Below are 16,636 nucleotides of genomic sequence, written 5' to 3' on the forward strand. Positions count from 1 at the left end.
CGGAGGCGCGGCTGGTCGATGCCGACACCGCCCGGCAGGAGGCCGAGGCGGCGCGGGCTGACCTGACCGCGCAGTTGGACGCGGCGCAGCAGGAACTGGCGGCGCTGCGGGAGGCTGCGGAGGACGCGGGCGAGGGGCAGGCGGCGTTGGCGGAAGCCGAGGCGCGGCTTGGGGAATTGCGGCAGCAGACGGCGGAGGCCGAGGCGGGGCTCGCCGATCTCGGGCAGCAGCGCGCGGCCTTGGAGCGGCGGAATGCCGACGCGCAGGACGCCCTCGACGCGGCGCAGGGGCGGGCCGATGAACTCGCCGGGCAGGTCGCCGAGGCAGAGGACGAGATCGCCTCGCTGATCGCCCGCCGCACCGAAGCGGAAGCCGCGCTGACGGAGGCCGCCGACCTGACCGCGCAACGGGATGCGGTGGAGAACGAGGTTGCGGCGCTGGAGGCCCGGCGGGCCGAGGCGGAAGCGGCGCTGGCGGAGGTTGCCGACGTGGCTGCGCAGCGGGACGCGGTGGCGGCGGAGGTTGCGGCTCTGGAGGCCCGGCGGGCCGAGGCGGAAGCGGCGCTTTCCCAATCGGAGCAGGGCGCGGCGGAGTTGCGGCAGGGGCTCGAGGAGGCGACGACCCGGCAGACGGCGGCGACGGCGGCCGCGCTGGAGGCCGAGCGGCGCAGGGACGAGGCCGAGCAGGCCGCGGCCGCCGCGCAGGAACGTCGCGCCACGGCCGAGGCGGCGCTGGCCGAGACAACCGGGCAGCTCGACCGGATGACCGCCGCGCGGGACGCGGCGGAGCAGGAGGTCGCGCGGCTGATCGCCGAACAGCAGGAGCAGGTGGGTCTGCTCTCGCCTTCGAGGGAACCGGCGGCGTCCGTAGAGGAGGCCGTGTCCGACGTGGCGACGGTGTTGCCCGCAGGAGAGATCGCTGCGGCTGGTGAAACGGGGTCCTCCCCGGCCGATGAAGCGGCGGCCGCGCAGGCGGCGGGCGCTTCCGCAGGGGTATCGGCTGGGGCAACCGCGGCCGCCGGGGAGACGGCGCCTGCGGGCGGAATCGCATCCGCGCCTGCCGGGTCGTCCGCGCTTGGCGGTGAAGCAACGGCGCAGGCACCTGCGCCCGCCGGTGAAACAGCGGCAGCGCAGGCGACACTCCCCGCCGAAACCACCGCCCCCCGCTGGACCTCCCGGCAGATCGAGGCGGCGCTCGCGGGGGCTCCGGCGCTTGGGTCGGGGGCGGAGCGGGAGGATCTCCGGCGGCGGCTGACCGGGGGGGAGTGTCCGCCCGAGGCGCTGAGGGGGGCCTACGGGCAGATCAACCGGCAGAACCTGCTCGCGCTGGTGGCCGGGCTGGGGCCCTGCAACTGACATCGCCGGCCCGCAGAGCCGGAAAGGGAGGAAAGACGAGATGGGCAAGACCAGATGGCTCGGGCCGGGACCGGCGGCTGCATTGACGGCCGCGCTGGCGCTCGGCGCAGGCCCGGCCGCCGCGCAGGAATTCGGCAAGGCGGTGATGACCGGCGGTGCGACCGGCACCTATGTCCAGATCGGCCGCGACCTGTCCGGGCTGATGGCGCAATGCGGCCAGACGCTGGACGTGGTGGAAACCGCCGGCTCGCTGGAAAACTTCATGGCCGTGCGGCGGCGCAGCAACACCCAGTTCGGCATCGTCCAGAACGACGTGCTGGAATATCTCAAGACCTACTCCGCCAACGATCCCGACGTGGCCCGCGCCATCTACGGCGTCCGCATCGCCTTTCCGCTTTACGACGAGGAGGTGCATCTGCTCGCCACCTCTGACATCGACAGCGTGGCCGACCTTGCCGGCAAGCGCGTGGCGATCGGGGTCGAGAACAGCGGCACGTTCCTCACCGCCTCGCTGGTGCTGGACCTGACCGGCACCGAACCGGCCGAGCGGCGGCTGATCGCGCCCGCCGACGCGCTGCCCGCGCTGAAGGCCGGAGAGATCGACGCCTTCTTCTATGTCGCCGGCGCGCCCACGGCGCTGTTCGCGGAAGGCGACATCGACGGCGAGCGGTTCGGCCTGGTGCCGATCACCGACGACACGCTGGAAAGCGTCTATGCCGAGACGACGATCCCCGCGAACACCTATCCCTTCCAGCCCGAGGCGGTGGAGGGGATCGCGGTCAAGGCGCTGCTGATGACCTTCGACTACGACCCGCGCGGCAACATGTATCAGCAGCAGAGCTGCAAGGCGGTGTCGGACCTGTCGCATCTGATGCTGACGCATCTGCCGCAGTTGCAGGAAAGCGGCCATCCCAAGTGGCGGAACGTCGATCTTCAGGACATCCCGCCGGGCTGGGATATCGGCAACTGCGTGAACGCGGGGCTTCAGCCGGGGTATGAGCTTCGATGCACCGCCCCGCTCGCCAGCGCCGCCCCGCCCGAGCCAACGGCGGAGCCCGCCGAAAGCGACGCGAATCGCGCCTACCGCGAATATATCTGCGCGACAATCGGGTGCTGATCGGCTGCTGATCGGGCGGTTTTGCGGGGTTCGGGGCAGGCGGCGGCGGGAAACCTGTATAATATGTCAAGTAGGCGACAGGCGGCCGGTGGCGTAGTGTCACATCAGTTATCGAGTGCCGGTTCGGGCGATTGTTTTCGAGTATGATACCGGGGGGCCGACCCGCCCCCCGGTATGGTTTTTTCCCTGATATTCTAACGCCCTGCGGCGCTTTCGCCTTGGCCGTCCGGGGTCATGCGGACCATGGCCGATGGCGGGCTTTCGGTGCCGTTCGCGCCGATGGCGATCACGCGCCACGCACCCACCGGCACGGGCGCGATCAGGCCGGGAATCTTTGTCATCTGCGCGGGCAGGGGCTGCTCGTCCGGGCCGAGCAGCTCGACCCGGAAACGCACGGGGGTGACGCCGCCCGGCACGCGCCAGATCATCTCGCTGGCGCCCCCCTCCAGCCGGGCCTGAAAGGCCGGGACCGGCGCGGCCGGGGTTCCGGGCGGGGCCTCGGCCGCCGACAGGACGCGCAGCCGCCGCTGCGCCGCCGCGAGATCCGGGGCCGCCGCATACCACAGCCGGGCAAGGCCGGGGTCGGGCGGGCTGCCGGTCTCCTGAAGCTGCCCGAGGTAATAGGCCGCCCGCTCGCGCCCCCGCAGGGCCGCGCGAGCATAGGCGAGGGCGGCCCCGGCGGGGTCCTGCGCCTCGATCTCCAACGCGCGCTGCATCAGCTCGGCGACGGCGGGTTCCGGGGTGACGGGGACGGGGGGGAGGGACGCCGCTGGTGGTTGCGGCGGAGCAGGGGGTGCGGGAGCGGTGGTTGCCGCTGACGATTGCGCGGCGGTGGTGGTTGCCGGTGACGATTGCTGCGCGGGGGCTGCTGCCGGTTGCGCCGTGGTGGGCTGCACGGGGGCGGCGGCTTCCCGCTCCGCCGTTGTGGGCTGCTCGGGCGAGGTGGATGCCGGTCGGGCCGTGGTGGGCTGCGCGGGCGAGGTGGTTGCCGGTCGGGCCGTGGTGGGCTGCGCGGGCGAGGTGGCTTCCCGCCCCGCCGAGGTGTGTTGCGCGGGGGCAGGCTGCGCCGGGGCGGTGGCCGCCGTTTGCGGCGGGGCAGAGGCCGTCGCTGCCGGTTGCTGCGCCGGGGCTGCCGCCGTCCGCTCTCCCGCCGTCCGCTTTCCCGCCGTCCGCTCCACCGCCGTCCGTTCTCCCGCCGCCTGCTCTCCCGCCGCCGTTCCGGCGGGGGCCGTGGTTGCGGCGAGGGGGGCGGGGGGCTGCTCCTGCTGCTGCTGGGACCAGAGGAAGCCCGCGCCGCCGGCCAGCGCCAGCACCGCCGCGGGCAGCCAGAGGCCGAGGCCCGACCCGCCCCTGCGCGGTGGGGCGTGGGGCGTCGGGCCGACCAGGAGGTAAGGGGATTGCTGCGCCTCGCCCGTGGCGCGAGAGGGCGGCTCTCGCCCGCCGGGGGCGGTCCCTGCGGGCGGCGCGGCGGACGCCGGGGCGAAGGGGGACGCCGGGGCGAAGGGGGACGCCGGGGCGAAGGGGGACGCCGGGGCGAAGGGGGACGCCGCAGCGGGGGCCGGGGCGACGGGTTGCGGGGCTCCCGCCGCCGCCTGCTCGGCAAGCTGGTTCAGCAGGCCGGAGGCGTCGGCCTCGTGCAGCACCGCGCTGACCCATGCGCCGTCGAGCCGCGACACCCCCTCGGCGGCGGCGGTCGCAAGGCAGTAATCGGCCATGACGTTGATGAGCCGGGGCAGGCCCAGCCCGAAGGAATGAAGGATCGGCATCGCGCCCATGTCGAAGATCGGCCCGTCCGCGCCGGACTTCGCCAGACGATGCTCGACATAGCCCACGGTTTCCCCGGCGCCGAGCGGGGGCAGGACGGCGGGGGCGACCTCGGTTGCCGCCAGGCCGGGCAGCTCCGCCGCGTCCAGCAGCGCGGGCAGTTCCGGCTGGCCCACCAGCAGCAGCGTCAGCCCGATTTTCGTGCCCTTCCGGTCATCCGCCGTCAGCGCGGCGAGCGCGGCGAGGCTGTCCGCCGCCAGCGCCTGCGCGTCGTCCACCACCAGCACGGTGAAGCCGCCATGCGCCCGCGTCATCTCGACAAAGCGGCGGATCTGCCGGGAAACCTGCGCCGGATCGCCGCCCTGACCGGGCAGTCCAAGGGCCTGGCGGACCTGCACGAGGATGCTCTCCGGCCGAGGGTGAAGGGCCGAGACGAGGCCGATGATCCACTCGCTGTCGTTCCGCTCCAGCACGAGGCGCAGCAGCGTGGTCTTGCCCGACCCCTCCTCACCCGTCAGCAGCAGGAGGGGGGCGCGGGCGGCGACCCCGTCCTCGATCCAGTCCAGCGCAGCCTGATGGCCCCGCGAATTGTAGAACAGGGCCGGGCTCGGCGTGTTGCCGAACGGCGCCTGACGCAGGCCGAAATGATCGAGATAGGTCACGGACATGGCCCTGCGAATGTGGCCCATTCACCCGCAGCCGCGCAAGCGATGCGGCGTCATGGGGCGCGCCGAGGACGGCGCATTTGCGGCTGTGGCGCTTTTCCAGCCGCAGTTGCGGCATTGCAACGGGCGGGGAATGGATGGAACGTCGCAGCCCCTGTTTCCGCGCCTGCAATGCCGCAGAAATTGTCAGGTATTTCCGGCACAACCATACGGTGAACGCCAGTCCCGTTAAGCGGGAATTGCGAAACGGGCGCCGCGCCACGCGCATTGATCGGAATTGCTTTCGCGGATTACACTCGCCGCCGCCGCCTGCGTTCGCCTTATCCATTCAGCGCAGCCGGCCGGAACGGGGGGAGTTCGTGGCGCGCATCCTTGGCTGGGTATTGACCGCATTGCTGGGGGCGCTGCCTCTTGGGACGGCTTTCGCGCAATCGCTTGGTGAGGGGCGAGCCGAGGCCCGAATCAAGGGCGATGAGATCGAGGTCTATACCTACCGCCCCGCGGGTTGCGCGCAACCGTCGATCCTGCTGGTGTTTCATGGCAACGGGCGGACGGCGGAATCATACCGCGATGCCGCCCGGCCGCTGGCCGACCGCGCCTGCCTCGTGATCTATGCGCCGCTGTTCGACAAGGAGCGGTTTCCCAACTGGCGCTATCACCGGGGCGGGCTGGTACGCGACGGCGAGCTTCAGCCCGAGGCGATCTGGACGGCGGATATGGTGGACGACCTGATCGACTGGGCGCAGGCCGAGGAGGGGCGCGCGGACGCCCCGGCCTATCTGTTCGGCCATTCCGCCGGCGGGCAGTTCCTGTCGCGCGTGGCCGCCTACGACCCGCCGGGCGAGGCGCGGCGCATCGTCATCGCCAACCCCTCCACCTATGTTTGGCCGGATACCGACGAGAACGCCCCCTATGGCTTCGACCGCCTCGGCGGGGACGCGGCCGAGGAAGCGATGCTGCGCGACTACCTCGCCGCGCCGGTCACGGTGTTCCTGGGGGGCGAGGATACCGGCGACGAGGATCTGACCAACAACCGCCCCGCGCGGCGTCAGGGAGAGAACCGGCTCGACCGCGGGCACAACGTGTTCGAGGCGGCGCGGCAGGTGGCCGAGGCGCGGGGCTGGGTGTTCAACTGGCGGCTCGTGACCGCCGAGGGCATCGCCCATGCGGGGGGGCAGATGATGCGCTCGCCGGAAATGCTGGAGGCTATGGGGTTTGGGGCGGAAAGCTCGGGCGATTGATTTCCATTCGCCGGTGCGGGCAAATTGTGCTGGGACAATCGATTCAATCGGAAATGGAATTACACCCGGTGTTTGCGCCCTGAACGCGAATTGTCGCTGCCGTGATTTTGTTTGCCCGCGGCGATTCTTTCCGGTTGCTTTTCGGCTCTCATGCAATTCTTAATCGCGTCATCACGACCGTGCCGGCGGTGCCTCGCGCATCGAAAAGGATAGCAGCCAGTTCCGGGGGAAGGCTATGGCTATTGCCGCATTGGACAGTTACCGCATAAGTCGGGCGAAACGCGCATTCAGCACCCGCCGCGCCTCGCCAACGGCGATGGCGACCCTGATTACCGGGGATCTGCGCCCGTCGGCGGGCGATCTCGTGCTGGCGCGGGTGACGGCGCTCGGCAAGCAGACCAAGCTGGAACTGACGGACGGGCGCCGAGCGCATATGTTCCCCGGCGACGAGATCGTGGTGAGCTATGGCAACCGCTACGCACCCGACCAGTTCGAGGCAGTCGTCAGCCACGATCTCGGTCCCTGCGATCTGGTGGCCGCCGGCGGCCTCGCGGGGATGGAGCTGTCGCGCCACGTGCGGATGCTGCCGCCGACGCAGATCACCCCGCTGGGGCTGATCGGCGACGCGCAGGGCGAGCGGATCAACCTGTCGCGCTTCCGCATCGAGGCATCCGAGGAGGTGCCGGACCTGCCGGTGGTGCTGTCGCTCGGCACGTCGATGAACACGGGCAAGACGCTGACCTCGACCTCGCTGGTGCGGGGCTTCAGGCGGCTGGGGCTGAAGGTCGCGGCGCTGAAGATCACCGGCACCGGCGCGGGCGGCGACATGTGGATCGTGCGCGACGCGGGCGCCGACCAGTCGCTGGACTTCACGGATGCGGGCTTCGCCAGCACCTATCTGGTGCCCATCGACGAGGTCGAGAAGGGCGCGTGGCGGCTGATCAACCACGTCGCGGCGCAGGGCTGCGCGGTGGCGGTGATCGAGATCGCGGATGGCCTCCAGCAGAAGGAAACCGCCCAACTCATCCGCAACGAGGCGTTGCGGTCGATCACGCTGGGCTGCACCTTCGCCGCCTATGACGCGATGGGGGCGATCTGCGGCTATCGCGAACTGGTCGAGACCGGGCACAACGTGCTGGGTCTCAGCGGGCGGATCGGGATGTCGCCGCTTGGCGTGCGCGAGGCCGAGGCCGTCACCGGGATGCGCGTCTATTCCCCCTTTGAGCTTCAGGACGGCGCTTTGGTCCCAGAGGTGCAGCGCCGCGCCGCGCAGGCCTTCGCGGCCTCGCGTTTCCAGCGGCACTCGCTGGTGGCGCTGGCGAAGGCGGCCATGCCTGTTGAAGCGGGGCCGATCGCGCTCGGGCAGGGCGCGGATGGTCCCGCCGCTGCTGCTGCCGTCACCGCCGATGGCCGCGTGACGGCGCTGCCGCTGCACCGGAACCCGGCCGAGCAGGGCCGCGAGGTGCTGGGCCGGGTGGCGGAATACCTGATGGATCAGGAAATCGCCGCCTGCTGCGGGGTGGGGACCGCGTCCGCGGGCCGGACCAACCGCCGCAACGGCTTTCGCCGCTTTGTCTGGGCCAGCAGCCTCGGGCCGGTGGATCTCAAGGTGCCGCGGCTGCGGCAGGGGGCCTATGCGCCCTCGTTCCTCGATGCGGCCATCAGGCCGGGCGAGGTCGAGGCCGTGCTGCGCGCCCCCCACGCCACGGCGCGAGATGCCGCGCTGCTGGGGCTGCTGCGATCCCTCGGCGGGCCGGCGCTCGGCCCGGCGGACGCGCTGATCGTCGCCTCGCGGGTCGGGCATCTGGTGGGAGACGCCGCAGCGTCGAACGGCCCGGACATTGCCGCGATGCCCGCGCCGAGAGGCTGGGCCGGGGAGGAAGGCACCGACGCCGCCGTCATGGGGATCGAGGAAGATGAGGACGATCCCGCCGATGCGCTGAGCGGCATGGCCGGCGAACTGCCCCAAGGCGCCGAGCGCATGACCGCCGAAGGCGGCGGCGCCTTCGCCGTGCCGCGTTAAGACCGGGCCGGTGGTAAGGCGGCGCAAGGCGGGCGGCGACACGGCTGTCACAGAGGCGTGGCGGGCCTCGCGCGGGGGGATCGTCGTCCTGATCCTCTTTACGGCCTTCATCAACATCCTGAAATTTGCCACGCCACTCTATCTGTTGCAGGTACTGGACCGGATCCCCGTCAGCCGCAGCCTGGAAACCCTCGTGATGCTGACGATCATGGTCCTCGTGGCAGTGGTGGCGGCGCTCGCGCTTGAGATGGTGCGGCGACGGATGCTCACCCGCTGGTCCATCTGGATCGAACGGCGCTTCGGCCCGCGGCTGGTCGCGCAGGAACTCGCCGCTCCGGGGCCGAAACCCTCGACCGACATCAACCGCGCGCTGAGCGATCTTGGGCGGGTCCGCTCGTTCGTCTCGGCGGCGGCGGCCTCGTGGCTGGACGTGATGTGGGCGCCGGTCTTCATCCTTGGCACCTGGCTGATCCACCCCACGCTCGGGATGATCGCGCTGGTGGGAACCGGGCTGCTGGTCGTTCTCGCCATCGCTCAGGAATGGAGCACGCGCGACCCGCGCCGCGTCTCCAACGACGCCTCGCGCGAGGCGGGGGGGCTGGTGCTGGACGCCGAGCGCAACCGCGAAAGCGTGGGCGCGCTGTCGATGTCGCAGGTCCTCACCGAACGCTGGCAGCGCACCGCCGACGGGCGGCTTACCGAGCGCGAGCGCATCGAGGCGCGGCAGAACTTCTTTCGCATCTTCATCCGGGGCGTGGGCGAGGTCCTGAAAATCGGCATCCTGGCCTTCGGGCTGTGGCTGACGATCACCGATGTGCTGACGGTCGGCGGCATCTTCGCGGCGCGGGTGATGGCGGGCTTCGGCTTCACCCTGTGCGAACGGGCGGCGCGCAACTGGCGATCGCTGCGCGAGGCGCGGATGGCTTATGCGAGCCTCAAGCAGCGGCTGGCGGACGACGGGGCGAGGCAAGCCTCGGTCCTGCCCGGCACCGAGCAGGCGCCGCTGATCTTCGACAAGGCCTCGTTCCGCCATCAGGGCCAGCGCGAGGACGTCATCAAGCGCCTGACCCTGCAACTCGACCCCGGCGAGGGGCTGCTGATCACCGGCCCCGCCGGCACCGGCAAGACCACCCTGTCGCGGATGATCGTCGGCGTGCTGGAGCCGCGCTACGGTCAGGTGCGGCTCGGCGACGTGGAGATCGGGCGCCTGCCGGCCGAGATGCGGTCCGGCCTCGTCGGCTACCTGCCGCAGCACACCGAAATCTTCACCGGCACCGTGCGCGAGAATATCGGCCGCCTGGGCGACGTGGCCTTTTCCCAGGTGGTCGAGGCGGCCAGGCTCGCGGGCATCCACGCCCGCATCATCGCCCTGCCACAGGGCTACGACACCCCCATCGGCCCCGAGGCGATCGGGCTTTCGGGCAGCGAGCGCAAGCGGATCGCATTGGCGCGGGCATTCCTGGGCAAGCCGCGCATCATCGTGCTGGACGAACCGATGGCGAACCTCGACGACGCCTCGCGGCGCGAGCTTGGGGGCGCGCTGAAGCAGCTCAAGGCCGAGGGCTGCACCATCGTCGCCACGCAGGCGGTCCACTCCACTCCGCTCAGCCGGATGGCCGACAAGTTCCTGATCCTCGGCGGCGACCGGCATGAGCTGCGCGAGGCGGAGGGGCGCGAGAAATCCTCCTCCGACGGCAAGGCCGAACTGAGGAGCGTCACATGACCGGCCGCCCCGATTTCAGCGGGAACGAACTGCGCGCCCCCGGCAAGGGCGGCTTCCCGAACCCCCGTCCCTTTGGGATCGGCCTCATCCTGTCGGGTTTCGCCGTCATCGCGCTGTTCTCGGGTGCCTTCGCGGCGTGGTCGGCGATGGCGCCCATCGAGGGCGCGGTGGTCGCGCCGGGCGTCCTGTCGGTCGAAAGCAACGTCCGCACGGTGCAGCATCTGGAAGGCGGCATCGTCAAGGAAATCGTCGTGCGCGAGGGCGACAGGGTTCAGGCGGGCGACGTGCTGATCCGCCTCGGCAGCACCCATCCCGAGGCGACGCTGAACGAGGTGCAGGCGCAGTATTTCGAGACCCGCGCGACCGAGGCGCGGCTGGTGGCCGAGCGTGACGGGCTGGACCGGATCGAATTGCCGGACGAGCTGCGCGAGAAGGTCGGCGACATGGCGGTGCAGACCGCCATCGCCGGGCAGGAAAGCATCTTCGCCAGCCGCCGCGCGCTGCTGAAGGAGCGGCTCGACATCCTTGAGCGCACGCAGAGCGCCCTGCAAAGCGAGATTTCCGGGCTGGAAGGGCAGATCGACTCGTCCGAACGCCAGCTTGCGCTGATCGAGCAGGAGCTTTCCAGCGCCGACCAGCTTCTGGCGCGCGGGCTGATCGAGGCGCCGCGCGTGCTGGCGCTGCGCCGGTCCGAGGCGGATATCGACGGCACCATCAGCGAGCACCGCGCCTCCATCGGCGTCGCGCAGCAGCGGGTCGAGGAGGCCCGCCTGCGGATGGCAGAGCTTGAGGCGCAGATGGCCAACGAAGTCGAGGAGCAGCTGCGCCAGACCCGGACCCGCGCTTATGAGCTGGGCCAGCGGCTCGCCGCCGCGCGGGACATCATGGACCGGACGACGATCCGCTCTCCCATCGAGGGGACGGTGGTGGGGCTGAACGTCCACACCATCGGCGGGGTCGTCAGCGCGGGTCAGCCGCTGCTGGACGTGGTGCCGGTGGGCGACCGGCTGGTGGTGCAGGCGACCATCGACCCGCTGGACATCGATCAGGTGGCCCCCGGCCTGCCGGCGACGGTCTGGCTGACGGCGCTGAGCCGGCGCACCCAGACCGGGATCGAGGCGAAGGTGCAGACGGTCTCGGCCGACCGGGTAATCGACCCGCGCAGCGGGCGGGCCTATTACACCGCCCGCGTCGAGATGCAGGCCGAGGCCGTGGAACGCGCCGGCGTGCCGCTTCAGGCGGGCATGAGCGCGGATGTGATGATCAAGACGGGCGCGCGCACGGCCTGGGACTACCTGTCGGCGCCCATCCTCAGAAATCTCAGTTTTGCCTTGCGGGAGAGTTGATATGGACGACGTGCGACCAACCCTGAATGCTGCCCACGAAGGCGCGGACATCGTGGAGGGCGCGTCGCCCGCTGTCCGGGCCGGGGCTCTGAAAGTCGTGCGGTCCCGGATGCTGGCCGCCGGAAACGTCCATTCCCGCAAGCCGGTCGTCCGCATGGAATTGCGGCTGGATGACGGCCACCCGGCCGAGTTCTCCGCCGGCTGGATCAGGAAGCTCGCCGATGGGATGCCCATCCTGCGCGACGAGGTTCTCGACTTTCCCGGCTGGCAACTGGTGCGCGAAGAGCGCGAGTCCGTTCCCGTCGCCATGGCGGTCGAGCTTCTGGCGATCATGCTGCAACGCTCGCTCGGCTGGCCCGTCACCCTGATGGAAAGCCTCGGGGCGGCCCGGCGCTCTGCCGCGCCGGAAACCGGGGATCGCCGCATCGTGGTATTCGAGGCCCGGCAGACGTTCAGCGGGCGGACCGCGGGCCGGATGGCCGCCGACGTTGCCACGCGGCTGGACCTGTCGCCTGAAAGCGAGGCCGCGACGATCCTTGCCGATGCGTTCAGGATCTTCCGCCGCAGGACAGCCTACGACACCCCCCACCGGGCCGAGATCACCATCGTGAGCGAGGCCAACAAGCGCGGCATTCCGTGGCGGACGCTGCCGGGCAACCGGTTCGTACGGCTCGGCCGGGGGCGGCAGGGCGAGATCCTGCGGGGCTTCGACACCAGCCTGACCTCGTGCATCGCCAGCAACCTCGCCAAACGCAAGGACGTCACGCGGAACCTGCTGGCGGCGGCGGGGCTGCCGGTCCCGGCGCAGCGGACCGCGCGCAGGGTGGACACCGCCATCACCTGCGCGCAGGCCATCGGCTATCCGGTCGTGGTCAAGCCGATGGACGGCAGCGAGGGCCGCGCCGTGTCGGTCAATGTCAGGACCGACGAGGAGGTCGCGAAAGCCTTTGCCGAGGCGCAGACCGTCTCCCGCGTCGTGGCGATCGAGGCGCAGATCCCCGGCGAAACCATCCGCATCAGCGTGATCGGCGGGCGGCTTTTCGCGGCCGCACTGCGGCATCCGCCGCGCGTTCTCGGTGACGGGGTGCACACCATCGAGGAGCTGATCGCCGAGGAGAACAAGCACCCCGAGCGTCAGGCCGGCGGCCGGGTGACGATGGACCCGATCGTGCTGGACGACGAGATGCTGGCGCTCATGGCAGAGCAGGGCGTGACGCCCGAAAGCGTGCCCGAGGCGGGCCGCTGGGTGTTGCTGCGCCACGTCCCCAACTCGCCCTACGGCCACAAGACCGACGTGACCGAGACGGTCCACCCCACCATTCGCACGATGTCCGAGCGGGTCGCCGCCGTCATGGGGATCTCGGTCTGCGGCATCGACTTCATCACCACCGACATCTCGCGCCCCCATCACGAGACCGGCGGCGCGATCTGCGAGGTCAACACGCTGCCCGACCTGAGCCTTCACCAGTGGGCCTCGGAAGGTCAGCGCAGGAACGGGGCCGTGGCGGTGGTGGACATGCTCTATCCGCGGGGCAAGCGGACGGGCTTTCCCATCATCGCGGTGCTGAGGGACGAAGGCGACGAGGCGGTCGAGAACGCCATCCGCACCGACTGGGAGGGGCGCGGCTATAACGTCGCCATCATCTCGGCCCTGGGGGGGCCGGACGGCGGCGACAAGGATGTGTTCGCGGAACGCCAGCAGGCGCTGGATCTGGATACCGAGGTGAATCTCGGCATCGTCGTCCTGACGCCGCGCCAGTTCGTCGATTGGGGGCTTGGCTACGACCGGGTGGAACTCGCCGTCGTGCAGGCGGGCGAGGGGGGCAGCATCGCCCGCCGCGCCCGCCGCGCGCTGGAACGGGTGGCCCGCGGCAAGGTGGTGGCGCTCGACGATCCCGACCTCAGCCAGCGCAGCTACGAGGCGGTCGAGCTTGGCCGCAAGCTGCGCCCTGCACGGCCGCTGGTCAGGCCGGGCACGGCCGCGCCGCCCGACGCGAAGGCGCAAGCGCCAGCGCCCGAGACGCTGCCCCGGCGACGCAAGCCTGCCCTGCTGGCCCCGCAGGACGACAGCGTGAAGCGCCCGCGCAGCGGACCGCTGCAAACGCGCGAGCCGCGGCTTTTCGGCTCTGGCAACCCCTATGCCCGCCGCCCCGTGGCCGAGCTTCCGATCATCGGCGCGGGCACGGTCATGCCGGCGCTGATGGCGCAGACGCTTGCCGCGATCCTGCCGCCGCTCAGCGACAAGGTGTCCGAGTTCGGCGGCTGGCGCCGGATTTCTGCCGCGACCGGCCCGGTGCCGCTTGCTGCCGTGATCGAGGTGCTGGCCGTTGCGGTGCAGCGCTATATCGGCTGGCCGGTCCGCTTCTGCGCCTGGCGCGCCGAGGCCGAGCAGGCATGGCCCGCGCCCGCCGCCGAAGCCGTCCCCGAAGCCGCCGCCGAAACCGGCGTGGGCGACGCCGTCGCGGTGTTCGAGATCGCGACCCCGGCCACCGGGATCGGCGCCGCGGGGGTTGCGCTGTCGCTCGCCTCGGCGCTGCTCGACGGGAAATCCCAAAGCGAGCTTCAGTCGATCTTTCTTGAGGAAACCTCGGCCCTGCAGCAGGCGACCGGCAAGGAACGCCCCCTCGCCGACGCGCTGGAGATCGCGCGCGAGGCGACGCGGAAAGGCATTGGCTGGGGGGTGGTCGAGGGAACGAACTTCCTGCGCCTCGGTTCGGGCCGGTTCGCCCATGTGATGTCGGGGACGGAAACTACCAACACCTCGCTGATCGGCCGCCGCCTCGCGCAATCGCGGGCCGCCACCGCGGGCATCCTTGCCGCGGCGGGCCTGCCGGTGCCGCGCCAGCGTTTCCTGCGGACCGAGGCCGAGGCGCTTGAGGCCGCCGACGCCGTCGGCTTCCCCGTCACGATCCGGCCCGCTTCCGGCAGCAAGGAACGCGCGGTCACGACCGGCATCACCGGCGACGCGGGCGTTCTGCCCGCGCTGCACCGGGCGCTGGCGGTTTCGTCCGAAGCGGTGGTGGAATCCTTTGCGCCGGGCGACGAATACCGGCTGCTCGTGGTCGGCGGGCGCCTCACCGCCGCCGCCCGCCGCCGCCCCGCGCAGGTGACCGGCGACGGCGCCAGCACCATCCGCGTGCTGGTGGAACGCGAGAACGACCGCCCCGAGCGCGACCGCCGCCTTGCCAGCCGCCCGCAATCGCTGGTGCCGCTGGCGCTGGATGGCGAGGCCGTGGCGCTTCTGGCCGAACAGGGGCTGACGCCGGATTCCGTGCCCGCCCATGACCGCGTGGTGCCGCTGCGCCGCCAGCCCTCGGGCGCCTATGGCGGCGACATGGTGGACGCGACGGATGCCGTTCACCCCGAGATCCGCCGGATCGCCGAACGCGCCGCGACGGTGCTCGGCATTGACGTCTGCGGCATCGACTTCGTGACCACTGACATCACCCGCCCGGCCGAGGAAACCGGCGGCGTCATCTGCGATGTCAGCACCCGCCCCAGCCTGCGCCTGCATTACGGCGTGTCCGAAGGGAAGGTGCGGGGCGTCGCGGGTGCCGTGCTGGAGATGCTGTTCAAGGACGGCGCCCCCAGCCGCTGTCCGGCGGTCGTGCTTGTCGGCACGGGCGAGGAAACGGCCGAACTGCGCCGCGCTGCCGAACGGGCCGCCGCCCGCGCCGGTCTGATGCTGGGCGTGGTGACCGAGGGGGTAGACGGCCTCTCCCCGAAAACGCGGCGCCTGAAGGACACGGGCGCCATCGCCTGGGACAAGGAGGTGGACGCGGTCCTGATCCACACCACCGCCGCCGGGTTGGCTGAACACGGCCTTGGCGTCGAGCGGATCGACTTCGCGATCATCCCTGCGGAGGACGGGGACGAGGGTGGAGGCGAAGTCTCTGCGCTTGACACGGCCCGCAATGTGCTGACCCGGCTGAGCGGAAACCGCATCCTGACACCGGACGATCCGGCCGCGCGCAGGCGCGTGCTGTTGGCGCTCGGCCTCGCCCGGCGGACGAGGAAGGCCGCGCCGGCGCCGCAGGACGCTCCGCCCCAGCCCCCCGCGCAGGCGCATCCGGCCCCCGATACGGTGGCCGAACTGCCCACGGACCTGACGGAGAGCCGCACGGCCGACCTGCCCGCCGTCTCGCCGGTGGATGTGATGGACGATCTGAGCGACCTGCCGACCGCCACCCTGCCCTCGGCGACCGGGCCGCTGCGCCCCCGCAACGGCAACGCGACATTCCTGATGGTCGGCGATATCGGCTTTGGCGAGAACTACATGCACCTGCCACGGGCCGCCGGGCTGCTGCGGATGCTGGACGCGCACGGCTACCGCCATTCGGTGGCCAGGCTGGAGGGGTTGCTGTCCTCGGCGGACATGGTGATCGGCAATCTGGAATCCCCGCTTTCCTCGCGCCCGGACAGTGCGCTGCGGGGCCGTAAGAAATACCTTGGCTGGTCGCACCCCGAGCGGACGGTGGCGGCGCTGGTCGAGGCCGGAATCCACGCCGTTTCGCTGGCGAACAACCACGCGCTGGATTGCGGGACCTCGGGGCTGGACGCGACCATCGCCCGGCTGGCGGCGGCGGGGATCGACGGATTCGGCGCGGGGCGCGATCAGGGCGCGGCCGAGCGGCCCTTCATCCGCCGCTTCACCGTCGGCGGGCACGAGCGCAGCCTCGTCGTCTTCGCCGGCTTCGAGCATCGCGACCGCTATCAGGACCGCTATCGCTGGTATGCCCGCCCCGAGGCCCCCGGCGTCAGCCGCCTCGCGGCCGAGCGCATCGGCGAGCGCATTGCCGCCCTGCGCGAGACCCTGCCGGCGCCGTTCTTCGTGGCCTATCCGCACTGGGGCGCCGACTACGCGGAGGTAAGTGACGCGCAGCGCGAGGAAGCCGCCCGGCTGATCGCGGCGGGGGTCGATCTGGTCGTCGGCCACGGAACCCACGCCGCCCAGACGGTCGAGATGATCGCCGGCCGCCCGGTCGTCTTCGGCCTCGGCAACTTTGTCTGGAACTCGCCGGGCCATTACGGAAAGTTCAGCGCGCAGCCCTACAGCCTTGCGGCGGCGCTGGTCTTCCCCGGCAAGCGCGGCGGCGGCGGCACGGCGCTGCGGCTCTACCCGATCGTGACCGACAACATCGCCACGAAATTCCAGAGCCGCCCCGTCACCAGAGAGGAGTTCGGCGAGGCCGTCACCGCCCTGACGCGCGGCCTCCGTCTTCCCGCCAAGCGCCGCACCGACAAGGCAGGCCGCTGCCTGGAGTTGAGGCTGGAGGATCCCCATGCAACGGCGCAGGGGGCGGCGCTGGCCGGGGCGGCCGTGGGAGCGGCGAGGGCAACCTCCGGCTGAGCCGGGGCGCCGGAGCGGGGCTTCGCGCCCCAGGAACGGGGCTGGGGGCCCC

General features: G+C 71.3%; 7 protein-coding genes and 1 pseudogene. 7 read left to right on the plus strand and 1 reads right to left on the minus strand.

Going from position 1 to position 16,636, the window contains the following annotated elements; all coding sequences use genetic code 11:
- Both KTN05_RS13955 and KTN05_RS13960 read left to right on the plus strand, forming a co-directional pair.
- Positions 1-1,355 (plus strand): annotated as a pseudogene (locus tag KTN05_RS13955) (hypothetical protein); the annotation flags it as partial.
- Positions 1,356-1,395: 40 nt separating this feature from the next.
- Complete coding sequence (locus KTN05_RS13960) at positions 1,396-2,472, plus strand: TAXI family TRAP transporter solute-binding subunit (RefSeq protein WP_217330019.1); 1,077 nt, start codon at positions 1,396-1,398, stop codon at positions 2,470-2,472.
- A 194-nt stretch (positions 2,473-2,666) separates the two neighbouring features.
- On the opposite strand, the gene KTN05_RS13965 is transcribed toward KTN05_RS13960, so the two are convergent.
- Positions 2,667-4,898 (minus strand): AAA family ATPase, encoded by a 2,232-nt coding sequence (locus tag KTN05_RS13965; RefSeq protein WP_217330020.1) that lies wholly within the window; start codon positions 4,896-4,898, stop codon positions 2,667-2,669.
- Positions 4,899-5,260: 362 nt separating this feature from the next.
- Here KTN05_RS13965 and KTN05_RS13970 point away from each other — a divergent pair, with 362 nt between their 5' ends.
- The 5 genes from KTN05_RS13970 to KTN05_RS13990 all read left to right on the plus strand — a co-directional run bounded on the left by KTN05_RS13970 (position 5,261) and on the right by KTN05_RS13990 (position 16,584).
- Positions 5,261-6,142 (plus strand): alpha/beta hydrolase, encoded by an 882-nt coding sequence (locus tag KTN05_RS13970; protein WP_217330021.1) that lies wholly within the window; start codon positions 5,261-5,263, stop codon positions 6,140-6,142.
- 316 nt (positions 6,143-6,458) lie between these two features.
- Positions 6,459-8,165: a transposase gene (locus KTN05_RS13975; RefSeq protein ID WP_217330022.1), complete on the plus strand. Its 1,707-nt coding sequence runs from the start codon at positions 6,459-6,461 to the stop codon at positions 8,163-8,165.
- A 10-nt stretch (positions 8,166-8,175) separates the two neighbouring features.
- Positions 8,176-9,888 (plus strand): ATP-binding cassette domain-containing protein, encoded by a 1,713-nt coding sequence (locus KTN05_RS13980; RefSeq protein ID WP_217330023.1) that lies wholly within the window; start codon positions 8,176-8,178, stop codon positions 9,886-9,888.
- Positions 9,885-11,234, plus strand: coding sequence for an HlyD family type I secretion periplasmic adaptor subunit (locus KTN05_RS13985; protein ID WP_217330024.1), 1,350 nt, complete (start codon positions 9,885-9,887; stop codon positions 11,232-11,234). Before KTN05_RS13980 ends, KTN05_RS13985 begins: the two co-directional genes overlap by 4 nt.
- 109 nt (positions 11,235-11,343) lie before the next feature.
- The gene (locus tag KTN05_RS13990; RefSeq protein WP_217330025.1) at positions 11,344-16,584 is read left to right on the plus strand and encodes a CapA family protein; all 5,241 of its coding nucleotides are present in this window, start codon (positions 11,344-11,346) and stop codon (positions 16,582-16,584) included.
- The last annotated feature ends 52 nt before the right edge of the window (positions 16,585-16,636 follow it).

It is taken from the genome of Paracoccus sp. Z118, from assembly GCF_019061185.1.
In the GTDB taxonomy this organism is placed as follows: Bacteria; Pseudomonadota; Alphaproteobacteria; order Rhodobacterales; family Rhodobacteraceae; genus Paracoccus.